This window comes from Labrys sp. Lb11 (genome assembly GCF_057554225.1).
This window is the reverse complement of the sequence record NZ_BAAJOT010000002.1, coordinates 783,725-800,887: the sequence shown is the minus strand read 5'-3', so window position 1 is coordinate 800,887 and position 17,163 is coordinate 783,725. Positions and strand designations below refer to the sequence as shown.

At 69.3% G+C, this 17,163-nt stretch carries 18 protein-coding genes; 12 read left to right on the top strand and 6 right to left on the bottom strand.

Annotated elements, in window-relative coordinates; translation table 11 throughout:
* The first annotated feature begins 24 nt into the window (after positions 1-24).
* From pyc to nudC, 6 genes are all read left to right on the top strand, one after another.
* The gene (gene pyc, locus AC27L4_RS08885; RefSeq protein WP_487141722.1) at positions 25-3,486 is read left to right on the top strand and encodes a pyruvate carboxylase; all 3,462 of its coding nucleotides are present in this window, start codon (positions 25-27) and stop codon (positions 3,484-3,486) included.
* Positions 3,487-3,719: 233 nt separating this feature from the next.
* Positions 3,720-4,034, top strand: coding sequence for an ArsR/SmtB family transcription factor (locus AC27L4_RS08880; RefSeq protein ID WP_487141721.1), 315 nt, complete (start codon positions 3,720-3,722; stop codon positions 4,032-4,034).
* Entirely contained in the window at positions 4,031-4,474 is a 444-nt protein-coding gene (locus AC27L4_RS08875) for an SRPBCC family protein (RefSeq protein ID WP_487141720.1), read from the top strand. Before AC27L4_RS08880 ends, AC27L4_RS08875 begins: the two co-directional genes overlap by 4 nt.
* A 27-nt stretch (positions 4,475-4,501) precedes the next feature.
* Positions 4,502-5,107, top strand: coding sequence for an ATP-dependent Clp protease proteolytic subunit (locus tag AC27L4_RS08870; protein ID WP_487141719.1), 606 nt, complete (start codon positions 4,502-4,504; stop codon positions 5,105-5,107).
* Between the two features lie 120 nt (positions 5,108-5,227).
* Positions 5,228-5,650 (top strand): HIT family protein, encoded by a 423-nt coding sequence (locus AC27L4_RS08865; protein WP_487141718.1) that lies wholly within the window; start codon positions 5,228-5,230, stop codon positions 5,648-5,650.
* A gap of 49 nt (positions 5,651-5,699) precedes the next feature.
* Positions 5,700-6,662, top strand: coding sequence for an NAD(+) diphosphatase (nudC, locus tag AC27L4_RS08860; protein WP_487141717.1), 963 nt, complete (start codon positions 5,700-5,702; stop codon positions 6,660-6,662).
* Between the two features lie 134 nt (positions 6,663-6,796).
* Here the strand turns inward: nudC and AC27L4_RS08855 are convergent, their stop codons facing one another.
* Positions 6,797-7,660, bottom strand: a complete 864-nt coding sequence (locus AC27L4_RS08855) for a prephenate dehydratase (RefSeq protein ID WP_487141716.1) — start codon at positions 7,658-7,660, stop codon at positions 6,797-6,799.
* Complete coding sequence (locus AC27L4_RS08850; protein ID WP_487141715.1) at positions 7,657-8,397, bottom strand: 3-deoxy-manno-octulosonate cytidylyltransferase; 741 nt, start codon at positions 8,395-8,397, stop codon at positions 7,657-7,659. The genes AC27L4_RS08855 and AC27L4_RS08850 overlap by 4 nt, the downstream gene beginning before the upstream one ends.
* Positions 8,398-8,589: 192 nt before the next feature.
* Here AC27L4_RS08850 and AC27L4_RS08845 point away from each other — a divergent pair, with 192 nt between their 5' ends.
* Complete coding sequence (locus AC27L4_RS08845) at positions 8,590-9,135, top strand: c-type cytochrome (RefSeq protein WP_487141714.1); 546 nt, start codon at positions 8,590-8,592, stop codon at positions 9,133-9,135.
* 397 nt (positions 9,136-9,532) lie between these two features.
* Here AC27L4_RS08845 and AC27L4_RS08840 read toward each other — a convergent pair whose 3' ends face one another.
* Complete coding sequence (locus AC27L4_RS08840) at positions 9,533-10,084, bottom strand: thioesterase family protein (protein WP_487141713.1); 552 nt, start codon at positions 10,082-10,084, stop codon at positions 9,533-9,535.
* Positions 10,081-10,962, bottom strand: coding sequence for a beta-keto acid cleavage family enzyme (locus tag AC27L4_RS08835; protein WP_487141712.1), 882 nt, complete (start codon positions 10,960-10,962; stop codon positions 10,081-10,083). The genes AC27L4_RS08840 and AC27L4_RS08835 overlap by 4 nt, the downstream gene beginning before the upstream one ends.
* Between AC27L4_RS08835 and AC27L4_RS08830 the strand changes: the two genes are divergently transcribed.
* Entirely contained in the window at positions 10,946-11,503 is a 558-nt protein-coding gene (locus tag AC27L4_RS08830; protein ID WP_487141711.1) for a hypothetical protein, read from the top strand. The two genes, AC27L4_RS08835 and AC27L4_RS08830, sit on opposite strands and share 17 nt — an antisense overlap.
* A gap of 40 nt (positions 11,504-11,543) precedes the next feature.
* Here AC27L4_RS08830 and AC27L4_RS08825 read toward each other — a convergent pair whose 3' ends face one another.
* Positions 11,544-12,437, bottom strand: coding sequence for a sugar phosphate isomerase/epimerase family protein (locus AC27L4_RS08825; protein WP_487141710.1), 894 nt, complete (start codon positions 12,435-12,437; stop codon positions 11,544-11,546).
* Between the two features lie 350 nt (positions 12,438-12,787).
* Here AC27L4_RS08825 and AC27L4_RS08820 point away from each other — a divergent pair, with 350 nt between their 5' ends.
* From AC27L4_RS08820 to AC27L4_RS08810, 3 genes are all read left to right on the top strand, one after another.
* On the top strand, positions 12,788-13,561 hold the full coding sequence (locus tag AC27L4_RS08820) for an ABC transporter ATP-binding protein (RefSeq protein WP_487141709.1): 774 nt from the start codon (positions 12,788-12,790) through the stop codon (positions 13,559-13,561).
* Positions 13,558-14,370 carry an ABC transporter permease gene (locus AC27L4_RS08815; RefSeq protein WP_487141708.1) on the top strand — a complete coding sequence of 271 codons (813 nt, stop codon included), beginning with the start codon at positions 13,558-13,560 and terminating at the stop codon, positions 14,368-14,370. Before AC27L4_RS08820 ends, AC27L4_RS08815 begins: the two co-directional genes overlap by 4 nt.
* Positions 14,371-14,584: 214 nt before the next feature.
* Entirely contained in the window at positions 14,585-15,907 is a 1,323-nt protein-coding gene (locus tag AC27L4_RS08810) for a polyhydroxyalkanoate depolymerase (RefSeq protein WP_487141707.1), read from the top strand.
* Positions 15,908-15,913: 6 nt separating this feature from the next.
* On the opposite strand, the gene AC27L4_RS08805 is transcribed toward AC27L4_RS08810, so the two are convergent.
* A complete protein-coding gene (locus tag AC27L4_RS08805) occupies positions 15,914-16,288 on the bottom strand; it encodes a winged helix-turn-helix domain-containing protein (protein ID WP_487141706.1) in 375 nt (124 codons plus the stop codon).
* A gap of 131 nt (positions 16,289-16,419) precedes the next feature.
* Between AC27L4_RS08805 and modB the strand changes: the two genes are divergently transcribed.
* Complete coding sequence (modB, locus tag AC27L4_RS08800; protein ID WP_487141705.1) at positions 16,420-17,118, top strand: molybdate ABC transporter permease subunit; 699 nt, start codon at positions 16,420-16,422, stop codon at positions 17,116-17,118.
* Positions 17,119-17,163 lie beyond the last annotated feature (45 nt).

Here is a 17,163-nt window from a genome sequence, read left to right as displayed (position 1 = left end):
GCCCCTCCGGAGTCCCGAACGCCCATGCGTCCGCCCTTCCGCCGCCTCCTCGTCGCCAACCGTTCCGAAATCGCCATCCGCGTGTTCCGTGCCGCGACCGAGCTCGGCATCTCCACCATCGCGGTCTATGCGGAGGAGGACAAGTTGTCGCTCCACCGCTTCAAGGCTGACGAGGCCTACCAGATCGGCAGGGGCAAGGGGCCGGTCGAGGCCTATCTGTCGATCGACGAGGTGATCCGCGTCGCCCGCGACGCCAGGGCCGACGCCATCCATCCCGGCTATGGCCTGCTCTCGGAAAGCCCGGAATTCGCCGAGGCCTGCGCGGCGGCGGGCATCGTCTTCATCGGTCCCTCGCCCAAGACCCTGCGCACGCTCGGCAACAAGGTGGACGCGCGCAACCTGGCGGTCTCGGTCGGCGTGCCGGTGATGCCGGCGACCGAGCCGCTGCCGGACGATGCCGAGGCGATCCGGCTGATGGCCCGGGAGATCGGCTACCCCGTGATGCTGAAGGCCTCCTGGGGCGGGGGCGGGCGCGGCATGCGGCCGATCGAGAGCGAGGACAAGCTGATCGACGCGGTGACGACCGCCAGGCGCGAGGCCAAAGCGGCGTTCGGCAAGGACGAGGTCTATCTGGAGAAGCTGGTGCGCCGCGCCCGCCATGTCGAGGTGCAGATCCTCGGCGACCGGCACGGCACGCTGGTGCACCTCTATGAGCGCGACTGCTCGATCCAGCGCCGCAACCAGAAGGTGATCGAGCGCGCCCCGGCCCCCTATCTCGCCCCGGACACGCGCGAGGCCCTGTGCGAGGCGGCGCTGAAGATCGGCCGCGGCACCGACTATGCCGGTGCCGGCACGGTCGAGTTCCTGATGGATGCCGACACGGGCAGGTTCTACTTCATCGAGGTCAATCCGCGCATCCAGGTCGAGCATACGGTGACCGAGGTCGTCACCGACCTCGACATCGTCAAGGCGCAGATCCGCATCGCCGAGGGCGGGCGCATCGGCAAGCAGGTGGCGGACGGCGCCTATGAGGTGGGCATCCCGCCGCAGGCCGATATCTTCATGCGCGGCCATGCCATCCAGTGCCGGCTGACCACCGAGAATCCCGAGAACAACTTCATCCCGGACTATGGCCGCATCACCGCCTATCGCGGCGCCATGGGCTTCGGCATCCGCATCGACGGCGGCACGGCCTATTCGGGCGCGGTGGTGACGCGCTGGTACGACCCGCTGCTGGAGAAGGTCACCGCCTGGGCCAACACGCCGAACGAGGCGATCGCCCGCATGGACCGGGCGCTGCGCGAATACCGCATCCGCGGCGTGGCGACGAACCTGCCCTTCCTGGAAGCGGTGCTCAAGCATCCGAAGTTCCGGACCAACGCCTACACCACCCGCTTCATCGACGAGACGCCGGAGCTGTTCCAGTTCGCCAAGCGGCGCGACCGGGCCACCAAGCTGCTGACCTACATCGCCGACGTCACCGTCAACGGCCATCCCGAGGCTCGCGGCCGGGCGCGGCCGCCGGCCGAGGCGCGCACGCCGGTGGCGCCGGTCTTCCCCGGCAAGGCCGAGCCCGGCACCCGGCAGCGGCTGGAGGCCCTCGGGCCGGCGAAGTTCGCCGCCTGGATGCGCGACGAGAGCCGGGTGCTGGTCACCGACACCACCATGCGCGACGCCCACCAGTCGCTGCTGGCGACGCGGATGCGCACCCACGACATTGCCGGCATCGCCGCGGCCTATGCCGTCGGCGTGCCGCAGCTCCTGTCGCTGGAATGCTGGGGCGGCGCCACCTTCGACGTCGCCATGCGCTTTCTCAGCGAAGATCCGTGGGAGCGCCTGGCGCTGATTCGCGAGCGGGCGCCGAACGTGCTGACGCAGATGCTGCTGCGCGGCGCCAATGCGGTCGGCTACACCAACTATCCCGACAATGTGGTCAGGCACTTCGTCGGGCGCGCCGCGGCGGCGGGCATGGACCTGTTCCGCGTGTTCGACTGCCTCAACTGGGTGGAGAACATGCGCGTCGCCATCGACGCGGTGCTGGAGGCCGGCAAACTGGCCGAAGGCGCGATCTGCTACACCGGCGACATCTTCGATCCCGCACGCTCCAAATACGACCTTGCCTATTACGTCCGCACGGCCCAGGCACTGGAGAAGGCCGGCTGCCACATCCTGTGCATCAAGGACATGGCCGGCCTGCTCAAGCCGGCCCAGGCCCGGCGGCTAGTGTCGGCGCTGAAGCGCGAGGTCGGCCTGCCGATCCACCTGCACACCCACGACACCTCCGGCATCGCCGGTGCCACGGTGCTGGCGGCGATCGAGGCGGGCGTCGATGCCGTCGACGCGGCGATGGACGCGATGTCCGGCACGACCTCGCAGGCCTGCCTCGGCTCGATCGTCGAAGCGCTGCGCCATGGCGAGCGGGACACCGGCCTCGACCCTGAGGCGATCCGGCAGATCTCGTTCTACTGGGAGGCGGTGCGCACGCAGTACGCCGCCTTCGAAAGCGACCTGAAGGCCGGCGCCTCCGAGGTCTACCTGCACGAGATGCCCGGCGGCCAGTTCACCAATCTCAAGGAGCAGGCCCGGGCGCTCGGCCTCGACACGCGCTGGCACGAGGTGGCCAAGGCCTATCGCGCCGCCAACGACCTGTTCGGCGACATCGTCAAGGTGACGCCGTCCTCGAAGGTGGTCGGCGACATGGCGCTGATGATGGTGGCGCAGGGCCTGACGCCGCAGGAGGTGGCGGATCCGGCCCGCGACGTCGCCTTCCCCGCCTCGGTGGTGGAGATGCTGCGTGGCGATCTCGGCCAGCCGACCGGCGGCTGGCCGAAGGCCCTGCAGCACAAGGCGCTGAAGGGCGAGGCGCCGATCACGGCGCGGCCGGGCTCGCTGCTGCCGGCGGCCGACCTCGACAAGGCGAGGGCGGAGGCCGAGGCGAAGATCGGCCGGGCCGTCGACGAGGACGAGCTCGCCTCCTACCTGATGTACCCCAAGGTCTTTGCCGAATATGCCGGGGCGCTGCGCAAATATGGTCCGGTGGCGGTCCTGCCGACGCCGGTGTTCTTCTACGGCATGAAGCCGGGCGAGGACCTGACCATCGAGATCGAGCGGGGCAAGGCGCTGCTCATCCGCCTGCTGACGCTGGGCGACACCGACGAGGAGGGGCAGGTCCGCGTCTTCTTCGAGCTGAACGGCCAGCCGCGCATCATCCGCGTGCCGAACCGCTCGGCGGTCGCCAAGGTGAAGGCGCGCCGCAAGGCCGAGGACGGCAACGAGGCGCATGTCGCCGCGCCCATGCCCGGCGCGATCTCGACAGTGGCGGTGCGCGAGGGCCAGCCGGTCAAGGCCGGCGACGTGCTGCTGACCATCGAGGCCATGAAGATGGAGACGGCCCTGCACGCGGCGCGCGACGGCACGGTGGCGGAGATCCTGGTGGCTCCCGGCGCGCAGATCGACGCCAAGGACCTCCTGGTGGTGCTGGGATAGGCGCACGGGACGGCTCGCCGCCCGCAGGGCGGGCGAAGCGCCGAACCACAATGATCGGCGGCCAGTCCTGTGTCTATGGCGTCGGCAAGGCCGACTTCTCCGTCCAGGCCCAGGGCGTGAGCGGAGGTCCGCTGCCGTTTGGCGGGCCTCTCCGCACCCGGTCGGGTCGCATGGCCCGGCAGCCTGGCAGGAGGGGCTTGCACGATTCATAAGTATCTGCTTATGTTTCCGGCATGATCGAAACCGACATCTTCCGGGCCCTGGCCGATCCCACCCGCCGCGCCGTGTTCGAGCGGCTGAGCCAGGGCGAGATGAGCGTGTCGGCGCTGAAGGCCGGCTTCGACATTTCCCAGCCGGCGATCTCGCAGCATCTGGCGGTGCTGCGGGGGGCCGGGCTGGTGGCGGAGCGGCGCGACGGCCGCCGCGCCTATTATCGCGTCGAACCGGACGGACTGGCGCCGATCGTCGACTGGATTGGCCGCTACCGGGCCTTCTGGCCGTCGCGGATCGAGAAGCTCAAGCATCTGCTCAGGGAGATCGACCAATGACCGGGCATGGCGACCTGGACGGCCCCGACGACGCCGTCGTCACCGAATGCGAGCTCGACGCGCCGCCCGAGACGGTCTGGCGGGCCCTGACGGTGCGCGAGATGGTCGCCGCCTGGCTCTTGCCGAACACGCTCGATCCGGCAGTCGGCTCGACGTTCTCCTTTGCCGGCAAAGCGGCCGGCCTGAGCGAGCGGATCGACTGCACGGTGCTGGCGGCCGAGCCGAACCGGCTGCTGCGCTACAGTTGGCAGGAGAGCCGGGGCGACGGCGAGGACGGGCGCGGCCCGGCCAGCGCGGTCACCTTCCATCTTGCCGGCACCGCCGCCGGCGGCACGCATCTGCGCATCGTCCATAGCGGCCTTGCCGGGACGCGCCGGACCGGAGAGCCGGCACCGGCCGCCAATTGCAACAGGCCCGGCGGCCTGCGCTGCGCCGCCTGAACCGAACTCCGTGACGAGAGGTCATCGATGACCAACGCCCTGAACCTCGTGCCGATGGTGGTCGAGCAATCGAACCGCGGCGAACGATCCTTCGACATCTATTCGCGCCTGCTGCGCGAGCGGATCATCTTTCTCAACGGTCCGGTCGACGACACCGTCGCCGCCCTGATCTGCGCGCAGCTGCTGTTCCTGGAAGCGGAGAATCCGGCGAGGGAGATCGCGCTCTACATCAACTCGCCGGGCGGCGTGGTGACCAGCGGCCTCGCCATCTACGACACGATGCAGTACGTCCGCTGCCCGATCTCGACCCTGTGCATGGGCGCGGCCTACTCCATCGGCTCGTTCCTGCTGATGGCCGGCACGGCCGGGCTGCGCATCGCCCTGCCCAACGCCAGCATCATGGTGCACCAGCCCTCCGGCGGCTTCCAGGGCCAGGTCTCCGACATCGAGCTCCATGCCGCGAACATCGCCCGCACCAAGCGCCGGGTGAACGACCTCTATGCCAGGCATTGCGGCCGCACCCTCGAGGAGGTCGAGCGCACCCTCGACCGCGACCGCTTCATGACGGCGGAGGAGGCGCTGGCCTGGGGCATCGTCGACCACGTCCATGCCGGCCGCAGCGAAGCCGCCTGAAGGCGCGGACGGGGGGCATGCGGGCTCGGCGCACCACCCTGGAGTGAGCGGGCCGCGATCGGCGCTCGCGCATCGCGGCCTCGCCCGCTATGGTGCGGCCTCCCCGCGACGCGATAGCCCATGCCCGAATCCGGTTTCTCCCTTCATCCGCAGCTTGCCAAGGACACCGTCCCGCTCGGCGACCTCGCCCTGTCGCACGTGCTGCTGATCGACGACGCCACCTATCCCTGGCTGCTGCTGGTGCCGCGCCGGCGCGACGTGTCGGAGATCACCGAGCTCGGCGCCGTCGAGCGGGCGCATCTGATGACCGAGATCACCGCGGTCGCCGAGGCGCTGAAGGCCGAGACGGGCTGCCACAAGCTCAACGTCGCAGCGCTGGGCAACGTCGTGCCGCAGTTGCACGTCCATGTCATCGCCCGCTTCCGCACCGACGCCGCCTGGCCGCGGCCGGTGTGGGGGCAGGTGCCGGCGGCGCCCTATGGCGAGGCGGCGCGGGCCGACATGGTGGCGCGGCTGCGGCGGCGCATCTGGCTCGCGCCTTGATCCGGCCGTCTTTCCGATCACGCTGTCCCTCGACCTGGACGAGACTCCCATGCATGCCACCCCGCCCTTCGATCGTTCCGCCGCCGTCGGCTTTTCGCTCAACCCGCTCGACCGACTGTCCGACAGGCGCGACGACGAGGCCTTCGTCGCCGGCCGGCGGGACGATCCGGCGACGCGCTTCTTCGTGCTGGCCGGCGACCAGCCGGTGCTGAAGGTCCGGGGCGAGGGGCGCGATCCGCTGTTCTCCCAGGCCGAGGCCGCTTCGTTCGGCGAGACCGTCCGCGAGGTGTTCCTGGGCGTCGACCCGGCCGGGCCGGCGCTGTTCGCCATGACCATCGACAAGGCGCTGGCCGAGCCGCTGGGCGCGCGCGAGGGCCTGGAGGTTGCGGACGTCCGCTCCATCGCCATGCGCGGCCTGTTGTCGGAGGCCACGCTCGGCGAGCTCGGCGGCGCCAAGGCCATGCTCGACTGGCACGCCCGGCACCGCTTCTGCGCCAATTGCGGCGCGGCGAGCCGGGTGGCCGCGGCCGGCTGGCGGCGCGAATGCGATGCCTGCGGCGCGCAGCACTTCCCCCGCGTCGATCCGGTGGTGATCATGCTGGCGATCGACGGCGAGCGCTGCCTGCTCGGGCGGCAGGCCCGCTTCGCCCCGGGCATGTACTCGGCTCTTGCCGGCTTCCTCGAGCCGGGCGAGACGGTGGAGGACGCGGTGCGCCGCGAGATCCGCGAGGAGGCGGGCGTGCCCTGCTCGCGCGTCAGCTATTTCGCCTCGCAGCCCTGGCCCTTCCCGTCCTCGCTGATGATCGGCTGCTTCGCCGAGGCCGAGAGCGAGGAGCTGGCGATCGACCACAACGAGCTGGAGGATGCACGCTGGTTCTCGCGCGACGAGGTGGCGGCGATGCTGGGCGGGACTCATCCCGGCGGGCTCGCTGCGCCGCTGGCCTTCGCCATCGCCCATCACCTCCTGAAGGCCTTCGTGGAAGACAGCAGCGCCGTGCTCGACCGGGGCTGAGGGCCTTCGCCCCAGCGGGCCGCGCGGGCCCGGGATCGATCGTGCGCGGAAAGCCTCCGGCGCGGTGCTGGCGTCGATCAACTCCGCCGGCCAGGACCCCGGGCCGGCAGAGCCGAGGATGATCCGTCCTCGCCCTATTCCGCCGACGGCAGGCGTTCCCAGCGGGCCGGGTGAGGCGGGTAGACGCCGAGGATGCGCATGTCGGTGGAGAAGAAGGCGAGCTCCTCCAGCGCCCGGCGCAGGCCCGGGTCCTCGGGGTGGCCCTCCACGTCGGCATAGAACTGCGTGGCGGCGAAATGGCCGCCGACCATGTAGCTTTCCAGCTTGGTCATGTTGACGCCGTTGGTGGCAAAGCCGCCCATCGCCTTGTAGAGCGCCGCCGGCAGGTTGCGCACGTTGAAGATCAGCGTCGTCACCGCCTTGCCGTCGGCGTCGCGCGTCCAGTCCGGCTCGCGGGCCAGCACGACGAAACGCGTCGTGTTGTGGGTCTCGTCCTCGATGTCCCGGGCCAGGATGTCGAGGTCGTAGATTTCTGCGGCCAGGCGCGAGGCGATCGCCGCCCTGGTCGGATCCTGCCAGTCGCGCATCAGCCGGGCGGAACCGGCGGTGTCGGCCTCGGTCACCGCCTTGAGGCCGAGCTTGCGCAGGGTGTTGCGGCATTGGCCGAGCGCCTGCACATGGCTGTGCGCCTCGCGGATGGTGCCCAGCGTCGCGCCCCTGATCGCCATGAGCTGGTGGCGGATCGGCAGGAAGTATTCGCCGACGATATGCAGCCCCGAGGTCGGCATCAGGTGGTGGATGTCGGCGACGCGGCCGGCGACCGAATTCTCGATCGGGATCATGCCGAGGGCGGCCTCGCCCGAGGAGACGGCCGCCAGGGCGTCCTCGAAGGTGGCGCAGGGCAGCGGCTTGGCCTGGGGAAAGACGTCGGCGCAGGCGATGTGGGAGTTGGCGCCGGGCTCGCCCTGGAAGGCGATCGTCTGGGGATGTGCGGTCATGCGGTTCTGCCTTCCAGGATCTGCCGGGCCCGGTCGAGGTCGTGCGGGGCGTCGACGCCGAGCGGCACCGCCGGCACGACGGCGATGTCGATGCGCATGCCGGCCTCCAGGGCGCGCAACTGCTCCAGCCGTTCGCGCTGCTCGAGCGGGGAGGGCGGCAGGCCGACGAAACGCTCGAGGGCGGCACGCCGATAGGCGTAGAGGCCGATGTGATGCAGGAGCTCGCCCTCGCCCCAGGGGGCGGTGGCGCGGGTGAAGTAGAGCGCACGATAGCGCCCGGGCTCGAGCCGGCTGCCGACGGCCTTCACCACGTTGGGATCGGTCTTTTCGGCATCGCGCGTGATCACCGCGGCCAGGGTGGCGATGTCGACGGCCGGGTCCAGCACGGTGGCGAAGGCGGTGCGGATGATCTCCGGCTCGATGGTCGGCAGGTCGCCCTGGACGTTGACGACGATGTCGTGCCGCCCGTCCGGGTCGACGGCGCCGAGCGCCTCGAAGATGCGGTCGGAGCCGGAGGGATGGTCGGTCCGGGTCATCACCGCCTCGCCGCCGGCGGCCTGCATGGCCTCGACGATGGCGGGAGTGTCGGTGGCCACGACGACGCGGCCGAGCCTTGCCTCGCAGGCCCGGCGCCAGACATGCACGATCATCGGTTCGCCGGCGATCGCGGCCAGGGGTTTGCCGGGCAGGCGGGTCGAGGCCATGCGCGCGGGAATGAGGATGAGGGGAGAGGGCACGGGCGTCCTGGGCGAGCGGCGAAAAGTAGCAAGCGCGCGCGGTTTATACGAGTTGCAAACATCGGGTCAAACCGGATAGACGAACCGGGAGACCCGCCGTCATCATGACGGCGCGAAACCTGTCGGAGCGGGTCTCAGCCTTGGGCCTGGATGCATCGGTTGGAGCCGGGAATGGATACGTCGAAATCGGGGATGAGCACGACCGACACCAACAAGATCATGATGGTGATCGGATTCACGCTGATCCTGACCCTCGGTCTCAACATCCTGGCCGGGATCGTCTTCGAGCCGCAAAAGCTGGCCAAGCCCGGCTATGAGCTGCCCGACGCGGCGCCGACCTCCGAAGCCAGCGCTCCGGCGGCCCAGGAGCCGTCGCTGGCCGAGCTCCTCAAGACCGCCTCGGCCGAGAGGGGCGCGACCGTCTTCAAGAAGTGCACGAGCTGCCACACCATCGACAAGGGCGGCAAGGCCGGTAACGGCCCGAACCTCTACGGCGTCATCGGCGGCCCGAAGGGCCATATGGAAGGCTTCGCCTATTCCGACGCGATGAAGGCCCTGCACGACAAGGGCGAGAAGTGGACGCCCGAGGACTTCTTCCACTTCATCAAGTCGCCGCAGACCTTCATCAAGGGCACGAAGATGTCGTTCCCGGGCCTCGCCAAGCCGCAGGACCGCGCCGACCTCCTGCTGTTCCTGCACGACAAGTCCGATTCGCCGGTCGAGCTGCCCAAGGGCTGAGCTCGCGCGCTAAAGCGTTTTGCGATTTGACGGAATCGCGTCAAGTCGCAAAGACGTCGTCCGCGAATAAGTGCTCCGGGCGCGACGCCGGCCGGTCCCCTCCCCACCCATCTCGGGTGTTCCCGAGATGAGCAGACAAGGAAGGCAAGTCGGAAACATCCGACTTGCCGGGGGAGGGAAGACGCGGGCGTCGCGGCAGTCCGGCATGGAGCCCATCTCGCCCACAGGGGGGCTTCACAAAATAGAGGTGAAGCACTTATTCCCGGACGCAGCCAAAGGCGCGTCGAAACAAGAAGTCAGAGCAACGAGCGTTTCCATCAAAACGCGCTTTGCTCCAGGCGCCTCGAACGAAAGCCGGGCGGATCGCCCGGCTTTTTGCTGTGGACGGGCAGGACCCTCAGCCCTGCTTCTTCAGCCCGGGCGGCTGGCCGACGCTGGCGGGGACCGGCAGGCCGGCATGGGCGGCGGCGATCGCCGCGATGCGTGCGGCGATCTCGGGCGGGAACGGCGTCGAGCGCCCGGCCCGCATGTCGACATGCACCAGGATCTGCTCGGCCGTGGCCAGCACCGCGCCGCTCGCCTCGTTGGTCATGGCGTGCAGCACATGCAGGCGCTTGGCGTCGTGATCGAAGAGCTGCAGGGTGAGCCGCAGCGGATCGCCGATATGGGCTTCCCTGTGGTTGTGGATGCGCGTCTCCAGCGTGTAGATCGAACGGCCGGCCGCCCGATAGGCCTCGTCGATGCCGATATATCGGAAGAAGGCGTCGCTGGACTCGCCGAACACCAGCAGGAAGGCGCTCTCGGTCATGTGGTCGTTGTAGTCGGTCCAGGCCGCGACCACCGGCGTGCGGTGGAAGGCGAGCGGCGCCGGGACCGGGCGCGCCTCGTCCCAGCCGGCGAAGGGGATGCCCTCGCGCTCGTTGCGGACGCGGTCCGGGGCCTTGCTCATGCCGCCGGCCTCAGCCCGAGCTTCCGGCGCGCCTCGGCCGGGGTCAGCACCCGGGCGCCGAGCCGCTCGATGATCTCCCGGGCGCGGGTGGTGAGCGAGCCGTTCGAGGCGGGGACGCCGCGGTCGAGCCAGATATTGTCCTCCAGGCCGATGCGGACATTGCCGCCCAGCAGCACGGACTGGGCCACGAAGGGCATCTGCATGCGGCCGATGGCGAAGGCTGCCCAGTTGGCGTCCGGCGGCAGGTGGTTGCGCATGGCCAGCACGGTCTCGGTGGTCGCCTCCGCGCCCCAGGGAATGCCGAGGCAGAGCTGGAACAGCGGCGGCGCGTCGATCAGGCCGCGCTTGATCAGGTCCTTCGCCAGCCAGATATGGCCGAGCTCGAAGCACTCGATCTCCGGCTTGACGCCGGCGGCCTGGATGCGGGCCGCCATGTCGCGCAGGAGGTCGGCCGTGGCCATGAACAGGCCGTCCCCGAAGTTGAGCGAGCCGCAGTCGAGCGTGCAGATCTCGGGCTTCAGCTCCTCCACATGGGCGACGCGCTCGGCGGCGTCGGCGATGTCGGTGCCGGCCCGGCCCGTCGCGGGATTCTCCGGGTCGAAGACGAAGTCGCCGCCCATGCCGGCGGTGAGGTTGATCACCACGTCGACGCCGCTGTCGCGGATGCGCGCCACCGCCTCGCGGTAATGCTCCAGCTTGCGGCCGGCCTTGCCGGTCTCGGGGTCGCGAACATGCAGATGGGCGATGGCCGCGCCGGCCTTCGCCGCTTCGATCGCCGCTTCCGCGATCTGCTTGGGGGTCACCGGAATGGCCGGATGCTTGCCGACGGTGTCGCCCGCGCCGGTCACGGCGCAGCTGATGATGACGTCCTGGTTCATGGCCATGCTCTCCCGAGGATCGAGCGACCTTAGGCGAGCCCCGCCCGTCCTCATGGCGGGCGGCGACGGCGAGTTGGCCGATTGCGACGTCGGCGGCGCGTCGGTGCGCGCACCGTCAAGGCAGGCCTGCTATCCCACCGGCATGGACAGGCCTGAACTGATCCGATTCGTCACCCATGTCCGCCATGCGCCCTATGGCCATCGCAGCGGGGTGTTCCAGGTCGCCTATCCCCTGCTGCGGGATGGCAGTTTGGCGGAGCCGGACCGGTCCGAGCTGCATGCGCTCGTCGACTGGTTCCGGATTCACCTGGCCGAGCCGGACCGGTTCACGACCTCGCGCTATCCCAGGGCGCAGGAGACGGCGATCTCCTGGATCCGCGCGTCGGCCCGGGAGCATGTCGCGCGTCTGCGGCGCCTCTCCCGGCTGGTCGAGGCGGCCGGCACCGCGGTGGAGGAATTGCGGACCCGCCGTCCCGGCTATGTCGTCTACGAGGACGAGCACCAGGTCGTGGCGCTGCCCTTCGCGGATACGCCACGCTGAACGTTGCGCGGTCGACCGGGACGCAGCGGGATGCGGTCCCTCAGGCCGTGCGCAGCCGCTCGGCCAGGGCGCGCGAGGCGGCGACCGTCTCGCGGCGGTCGCGCCAGTAGCGGGCGTTGAGCTCGTGGATGGCGATGACGCCTTCCGGGAAGCGGCAGCGCTCGGCGATGGCGTCCCATGGCAGCGATCCCCAGCCGACGGGCAGGTGCAGGTCGCCGGCGCCGAAGGCGGCCGCTTCGGAGGCGGTGTAGGTCCAGGGCAGGTCGGGCGTGCCGAAGGAATCGTGCAGGTGCAGGTGTCGGGCGTGCGGCGCCAGATCCACCGCCTCGGCGAGGAAGTCGTAGCCGCCCTGGGCGGCGTGGATGGCGCCGTGGCTGAAGTCGAAGGTCGCCCGCACCGCCGGATGGCCGATGGCGGCGATCTCTCGCGCGAGCCGCGCCACGCTCGGCGTTGCCGCATAGGGCGGGAAGACGAACAGGTTTTCGACGCACAAGGTCACGCCCTGGGTCGCCGCATAGTCGCCGGCCCGGCGCAGCCAGTCGCGCTGGCGGGCATAGGCGTCCTCGGCCTGCAGGACTTCGTCGGCGAGCAGCATGCCCGCGTGCACCACCAGATGCGGTGCGCCGATGCGGGCGGCGATCTCGGCGAAGGCCTGGGTCACCGACAGGAAGCGGGGCAGATGCCCGGGAGCGGCCATGAAGTTGGTGCCGAGCGGGCCGTGCACGGTAAAGCCGTGCGAGCGGTCGCGGCAGGCCGCCTCCAGCTCGCGGACGCGGTCTTCGAGCAGCTTGCCGCCGACGACGAGGTCAAAGGCATAGGCCGGCAGCTCGACATGGTCGAGGCCGAGATCGGCGACCTCGTCGAGGTCCTGGGCCAGGGCCGAGAGATCGGGCTGGCCTTCGCGCAGGGACAGGCCGACGGGAATGCGTGACATGGCTGACTTCCGGTTTCGGGCGACGGGCAAGGCGCTAGGCGATTCGCCGCACAGCTTTGCGACGGATTCGCGCGGAGTCCGGGCCGGGGAAACGTCCGGTACAATGATGGCCAGGAAATGATGTCCAGGAACAGCGTATATTCCATTTATCGCCCCCGCGGCTTCGAAAGCCGTTGTCTCGGGGATCGCCGTGGTCGGCGCCGTCATCGTGCTCGTCGCGGCCGCACGGGGGTACTCGACCTTCGGCGGCAGGATGGGCATTCTTGGGCGCGAGCTCCCTCCCGCGCCCCGACCGGGAGGGGCGGAGTCCATGGGGCCGCATCCGGCCTTCCTGCAACGAGCGGCAGCCCTTGCCAGATCCCTTGTCCCTGTCCCCCGAAGCGTCGCCCGCCATTGCCGCCGACGCCTTGCGCAAGCTCTATCGCAGCCAGGTCGCCGTGGACGGCGTGACGTTCGGCATCCGTCCGGGCTCGATCACCGCGCTGCTCGGCGGCAACGGCGCCGGCAAGTCGACGACCATCGGCCTGCTGATGGGACTGATCGCTCCGACCTCCGGCCAGGCCCGTGTCCTCGGCGCCGACATGGCGCGCGAGCGCTATCGGGTGCTGCACCGCATGAACTTCGAAAGCCCCTATGTCGACATGCCGCACCGCCTGACGGTGCGCCAGAACCTCACGGTGTTCGGCATGCTCTACGGCGTCGCCGACCTCGCCGGGCGCATCGCTGCCCAGGCCGACGCCCTGGCCCTGGCCGATTTCCTCGACCGGCCGGCGGGCAAGCTCTCCGCCGGCCAGAAGACCCGCGTCGCCCTGGCCAAGGCGCTGATCAACGAGCCGGACGTGCTGCTGCTCGACGAGCCGACGGCCTCGCTCGACCCGGACACCGCCGACTGGGTGCGCAGCCATATCGAGGCCTATCGCCGGCGGCGCGGCGCCACCATCCTGCTCGCTTCGCACAATATGGGCGAGGTCGAGCGGCTGTGCGACCGGGTGATCATGCTGAAAGGCGGGCGGATCGTCGACGACGACACGCCCCCGGGCCTGCTGGCCCGCTACGGCCGCGACGACCTGGAGGAGGTGTTCCTGGACGTGGCGCGCGGCCGCGGCGAAGGAGCGCGGTCATGAGAGCCGGGCTCGCGGCCTTCTCCGTCCGCCGGGTCGCGGCCATGGTGCTGCGCTATCTCTATCTCCTGCGCTCCTCCTGGCCGCGGCTGGTCGAGCTGATCTACTGGCCGGCGGTGCAGTTGCTGGTCTGGGGCTTCCTGCAGACCTATGTCGCCAGGAACGCCTCGGCGCCGGCGCTGGTGGCCGGCACCTTCATCGGCGCCGTGCTGTTGTGGGACATCCTGTTCCGCGGCCAGATGGGCTTCTCCATCACCTTCCTGGAGGAGATGTGGTCGCGCAACCTCGGCAACCTGATGATGAGTCCGCTCAGGCCGATCGAGTTCGTCGCGGCGCTGATGGTGATGAGCATCGTGCGCCTGGCCGTCGGCATCGTGCCGGTCACGCTGATGGCGTTCCTGTTCTTCGGCTTCAACCTCTATGGTTTCGGCTTCGCGCTGGTGCTGTTCTTCATCAACCTGATCCTGACGAGCTGGTCCGTCGGCATCCTGGTGTCCGGCCTGGTCCTGCGCAACGGCCTGGGGGCGGAGGGGCTGGCCTGGTCGCTGATGTTCGTGCTGATGCCCCTGGCCTGCGTCTACTATCCCGTCTCGACCCTGCCGGCCGTGATCCAGCCGATTGCATGGGCGCTGCCGCCTACCTATGTCTTCGAAGGCATGCGCGCGCTGGTGATCGATCACGTGCTGCGCTGGGACCTGATGGTCATCGCCTTCGCGCTCAATGCCGGGCTGTTCGTCGTTGCGGTGCTCGCTTTCGTCCGTCTGCTGGACAGTGCGCGGCGACACGGCATGCTCATGCAGATGGGCGAATGATGCGTCCGGGGAAAAATTGTTTCTCTTTTGTAACAGGATCTCAGTCTCGCATTCCTCAGACTAGTCATTTGCTGCAAAGATGTTAACGTTTTCGGGGCCATGCTGCGGGTCCCGGGATGTGTCCGAGTCCAGCGGCCCAATCGCCGGTGCAGACATGTATGACGGTTCGATGAACGGTTCAGGCTACAACAGCAACGCTCTCGGAGCGTTTTCGATGCCGGTTTACAGCCTCTATGAGGCGACGCACGCGGCCCTCGGCCCGGCGCGCGCCCTGTCGGACGCGACCAAGGCCTATTTTCTCAACCCGGGCAACCCGTTCTCCCATACCCCCTGGGGCCGGTCGATCGCCGCGGCCTGCGAAGTGTTCGAGCGCGTGACGCGGCGCTATGGCAAGCCTGCCTTCGCCATCGAGACCACGCTGGTCGGCGGCGAGCGGGTGGCCGTGCGCGAGGAGGTGGTCTGGCAGCGTCCCTTCTGCAAGCTGCTGCATTTCTCCCGGGCGATCACGGCCGAGCGCCGGCCCGACCCGAAGATCCTGCTGGTCGCGCCGATGTCGGGGCATTACGCGACGCTGCTGCGCGGCACGGTCGCCGCCTTCCTGCCCAATCACGAGGTTTACGTCACCGATTGGGAAGATGCGCGCATGGTGCCGCTTTCCGACGGCAGCTTCGACCTCGACGACTATATCGACTACGTCATCTCGATGCTGCATGCGCTCGGGCCCGATACCCATGTGGTCGGCGTATGCCAGCCCTCCGTGCCGGTGATGGCCGCGGTCGCGCGCATGGAGCAGGAGAACGACCCCTACATCCCGCAGAGCATGATCCTGATGGGCGGGCCGATCGATACCCGCCTGTCGCCGACCAAGGTCAACGAGGTGGCGGTCGAGAAGGGGCTGGAGTGGTTCCGCCGGAACGTCATCGCCAAGGTACCCTTCCCGCATCCCGGCTTCATGCGCGAGGTCTATCCCGGCTTCCTGCAGCTGACGGGGTTCATGACCATGAATCTCGACCGGCACGTCGACGCGCACAAGGAGCTCTACTTCAACCTGGTGCGCGGCGACGGTGACGGCGCCCAGAAGCATCGCGAGTTCTATGACGAATATCTGTCGGTGATGGACCTCACCGCCGAGTTCTACCTGCAGACCGTGGACACGGTGTTCATCCGCTACGCCCTGGCCAAGGGCGAGATGACCCATCGCGGCAAGCCGGTCGATCCCGGTGCAATCCGCAACGTCGCCCTGTTCACCATCGAAGGCGAGAACGACGACATCACCGGTCACGGCCAGACCCATGCCGCGCACAAGCTCTGCCCGAACATCCCGGCGGAAAAGAAGGCGCAGTACACCCAGGCGTCCGTCGGCCATTACGGCGTGTTCAACGGGTCGCGCTTCCGTTCCGAGATCGCCCCGCGCATCGCCGACTTCGTCCGTTCGAACATGGCGCCGCGCGAGGCCGGCAAGGGCAAGTCCGGCAGCGTGGTGCCGCTCGAGCGGCAGCGGGCCAAGGCGCATCTGGTGCACCCGGCTGCGGAATAGGCCGCTTCAGGCGCTTTCGGCGGATTTCTCCGCATCCGGCGTGCGCAGCCGGAACGGCGCGAAGGCTTGCCGTGCCTGCGCCGCCGTCGCCGCCTCGACGGAGCGGTAGGCCGCCAGCAGGTCAGCGCCGAACGGGGTCAGCACCGCGCCGCCGCCATGGGCGCCGCCCGCGGCCGCCCGCACCGACGGCTCCTCGAAGGTCTGGTTGAGCGCGTCGATCAGCAGCCAGGCCCGCCGATAGGACATGCCGAGCGAGCGCCCGGCCGCGGAGATCGAGCCGGTGTCGGCGATCGCCTGCAGGAGGTCCATCTTGCCGGGGCCGAGCCGAGCGTCGCCGCCGAGGCCGATCTTGATGCGGACGGAAAGGGCCGGTTCGGTCATGACGGGATCATAGCAGGTCCGGCGCAGGCATGCGCAAGCCTCGCCTCGGCCGAAACAGGCGTTGAAAGGCCGGGCCTACCGCCCTATTCAGCGGTATATGGCGGCCGTTCCGGCCGGCTTCCGGATGTTCGATGCTCGCCCTGACGCCCGAAGAATGGACCGCCGTCCAGCTGAGCCTCAAGGTTTCCTCGGTGGCGACGCTGGCTTCGCTGCCGTTCGGCATCGCCGCGGCCTGGCTGCTGGCCCGCGCCCGCTTCCCCGGCAAGACGCTGTTCGACGGCTTCGTCCATCTGCCGCTGGTGCTGCCGCCGGTGGTGACCGGCTATGTGCTGCTGCTGCTGTTCGGCCGGAAGGGGGTGATCGGCGCTTTTCTGGCCGACAATCTCGGTATCGTCTTCGCCTTCCGCTGGACCGGGGCGGCGCTGGCCTGCGCGGTCATGGGCTTCCCCCTGCTGGTGCGCGCCATCCGCCTCGCCATCGAGGCGATCGACCCGCGGCTGGAGAGCGCGGCCGGCACGCTGGGCGCCAATCCGCTGCTGGTGTTCCTGACGGTGACGCTGCCATTGGCGCTGCCTGGCATCATCGCCGGCCTGGTGCTGGCCTTCGCCAAGGCGCTGGGCGAGTTCGGCGCCACCATCACCTTCGTCTCCAACATTCCCGGCGAGACACAGACCATTCCAGCGGCGATCTACACCTATACCCAGACACCGGACGGCGATGCCGGCGCCCTGCGCCTTACCCTGGTCGCGGCGGCGTTGGCGCTGGCGGCCCTGGTCGCCTCGGAATGGCTGGCGCGGCGAGCCCGCGGGCGAGCGGCCGGGATGGAGTAGCGGTCGCCTTTTCGCCACAGCGCTGATAGCTGGTAGGAGTGGTGC

What these genes read in the sequence shown, in the direction of transcription:
- AC27L4_RS08815 (WP_487141708.1), top strand. Translation starts at nt 13,558, where the DNA reads ATGAGAGCCGGGCTCGCGGCCTTCTCCGTCCGCCGGGTCGCGGCCATG.
- AC27L4_RS08810 (WP_487141707.1), top strand. Translation starts at nt 14,585, where the DNA reads ATGCCGGTTTACAGCCTCTATGAGGCGACGCACGCGGCCCTCGGCCCG.
- AC27L4_RS08830 (WP_487141711.1), top strand. Translation starts at nt 10,946, where the DNA reads ATGACGTCCTGGTTCATGGCCATGCTCTCCCGAGGATCGAGCGACCTT.
- AC27L4_RS08855 (WP_487141716.1), bottom strand. Translation starts at nt 7,660, where the DNA reads ATGACCGCACATCCCCAGACGATCGCCTTCCAGGGCGAGCCCGGCGCC.
- AC27L4_RS08840 (WP_487141713.1), bottom strand. Translation starts at nt 10,084, where the DNA reads ATGAGCAAGGCCCCGGACCGCGTCCGCAACGAGCGCGAGGGCATCCCC.
- modB (WP_487141705.1), top strand. Translation starts at nt 16,420, where the DNA reads ATGCTCGCCCTGACGCCCGAAGAATGGACCGCCGTCCAGCTGAGCCTC.
- AC27L4_RS08805 (WP_487141706.1), bottom strand. Translation starts at nt 16,288, where the DNA reads ATGACCGAACCGGCCCTTTCCGTCCGCATCAAGATCGGCCTCGGCGGC.
- nudC (WP_487141717.1), top strand. Translation starts at nt 5,700, where the DNA reads ATGCATGCCACCCCGCCCTTCGATCGTTCCGCCGCCGTCGGCTTTTCG.
- AC27L4_RS08875 (WP_487141720.1), top strand. Translation starts at nt 4,031, where the DNA reads ATGACCGGGCATGGCGACCTGGACGGCCCCGACGACGCCGTCGTCACC.
- AC27L4_RS08865 (WP_487141718.1), top strand. Translation starts at nt 5,228, where the DNA reads ATGCCCGAATCCGGTTTCTCCCTTCATCCGCAGCTTGCCAAGGACACC.
- AC27L4_RS08845 (WP_487141714.1), top strand. Translation starts at nt 8,590, where the DNA reads ATGAGCACGACCGACACCAACAAGATCATGATGGTGATCGGATTCACG.
- AC27L4_RS08825 (WP_487141710.1), bottom strand. Translation starts at nt 12,437, where the DNA reads ATGTCACGCATTCCCGTCGGCCTGTCCCTGCGCGAAGGCCAGCCCGAT.
- pyc (WP_487141722.1), top strand. Translation starts at nt 25, where the DNA reads ATGCGTCCGCCCTTCCGCCGCCTCCTCGTCGCCAACCGTTCCGAAATC.
- AC27L4_RS08835 (WP_487141712.1), bottom strand. Translation starts at nt 10,962, where the DNA reads ATGAACCAGGACGTCATCATCAGCTGCGCCGTGACCGGCGCGGGCGAC.
- AC27L4_RS08880 (WP_487141721.1), top strand. Translation starts at nt 3,720, where the DNA reads ATGATCGAAACCGACATCTTCCGGGCCCTGGCCGATCCCACCCGCCGC.
- AC27L4_RS08870 (WP_487141719.1), top strand. Translation starts at nt 4,502, where the DNA reads ATGACCAACGCCCTGAACCTCGTGCCGATGGTGGTCGAGCAATCGAAC.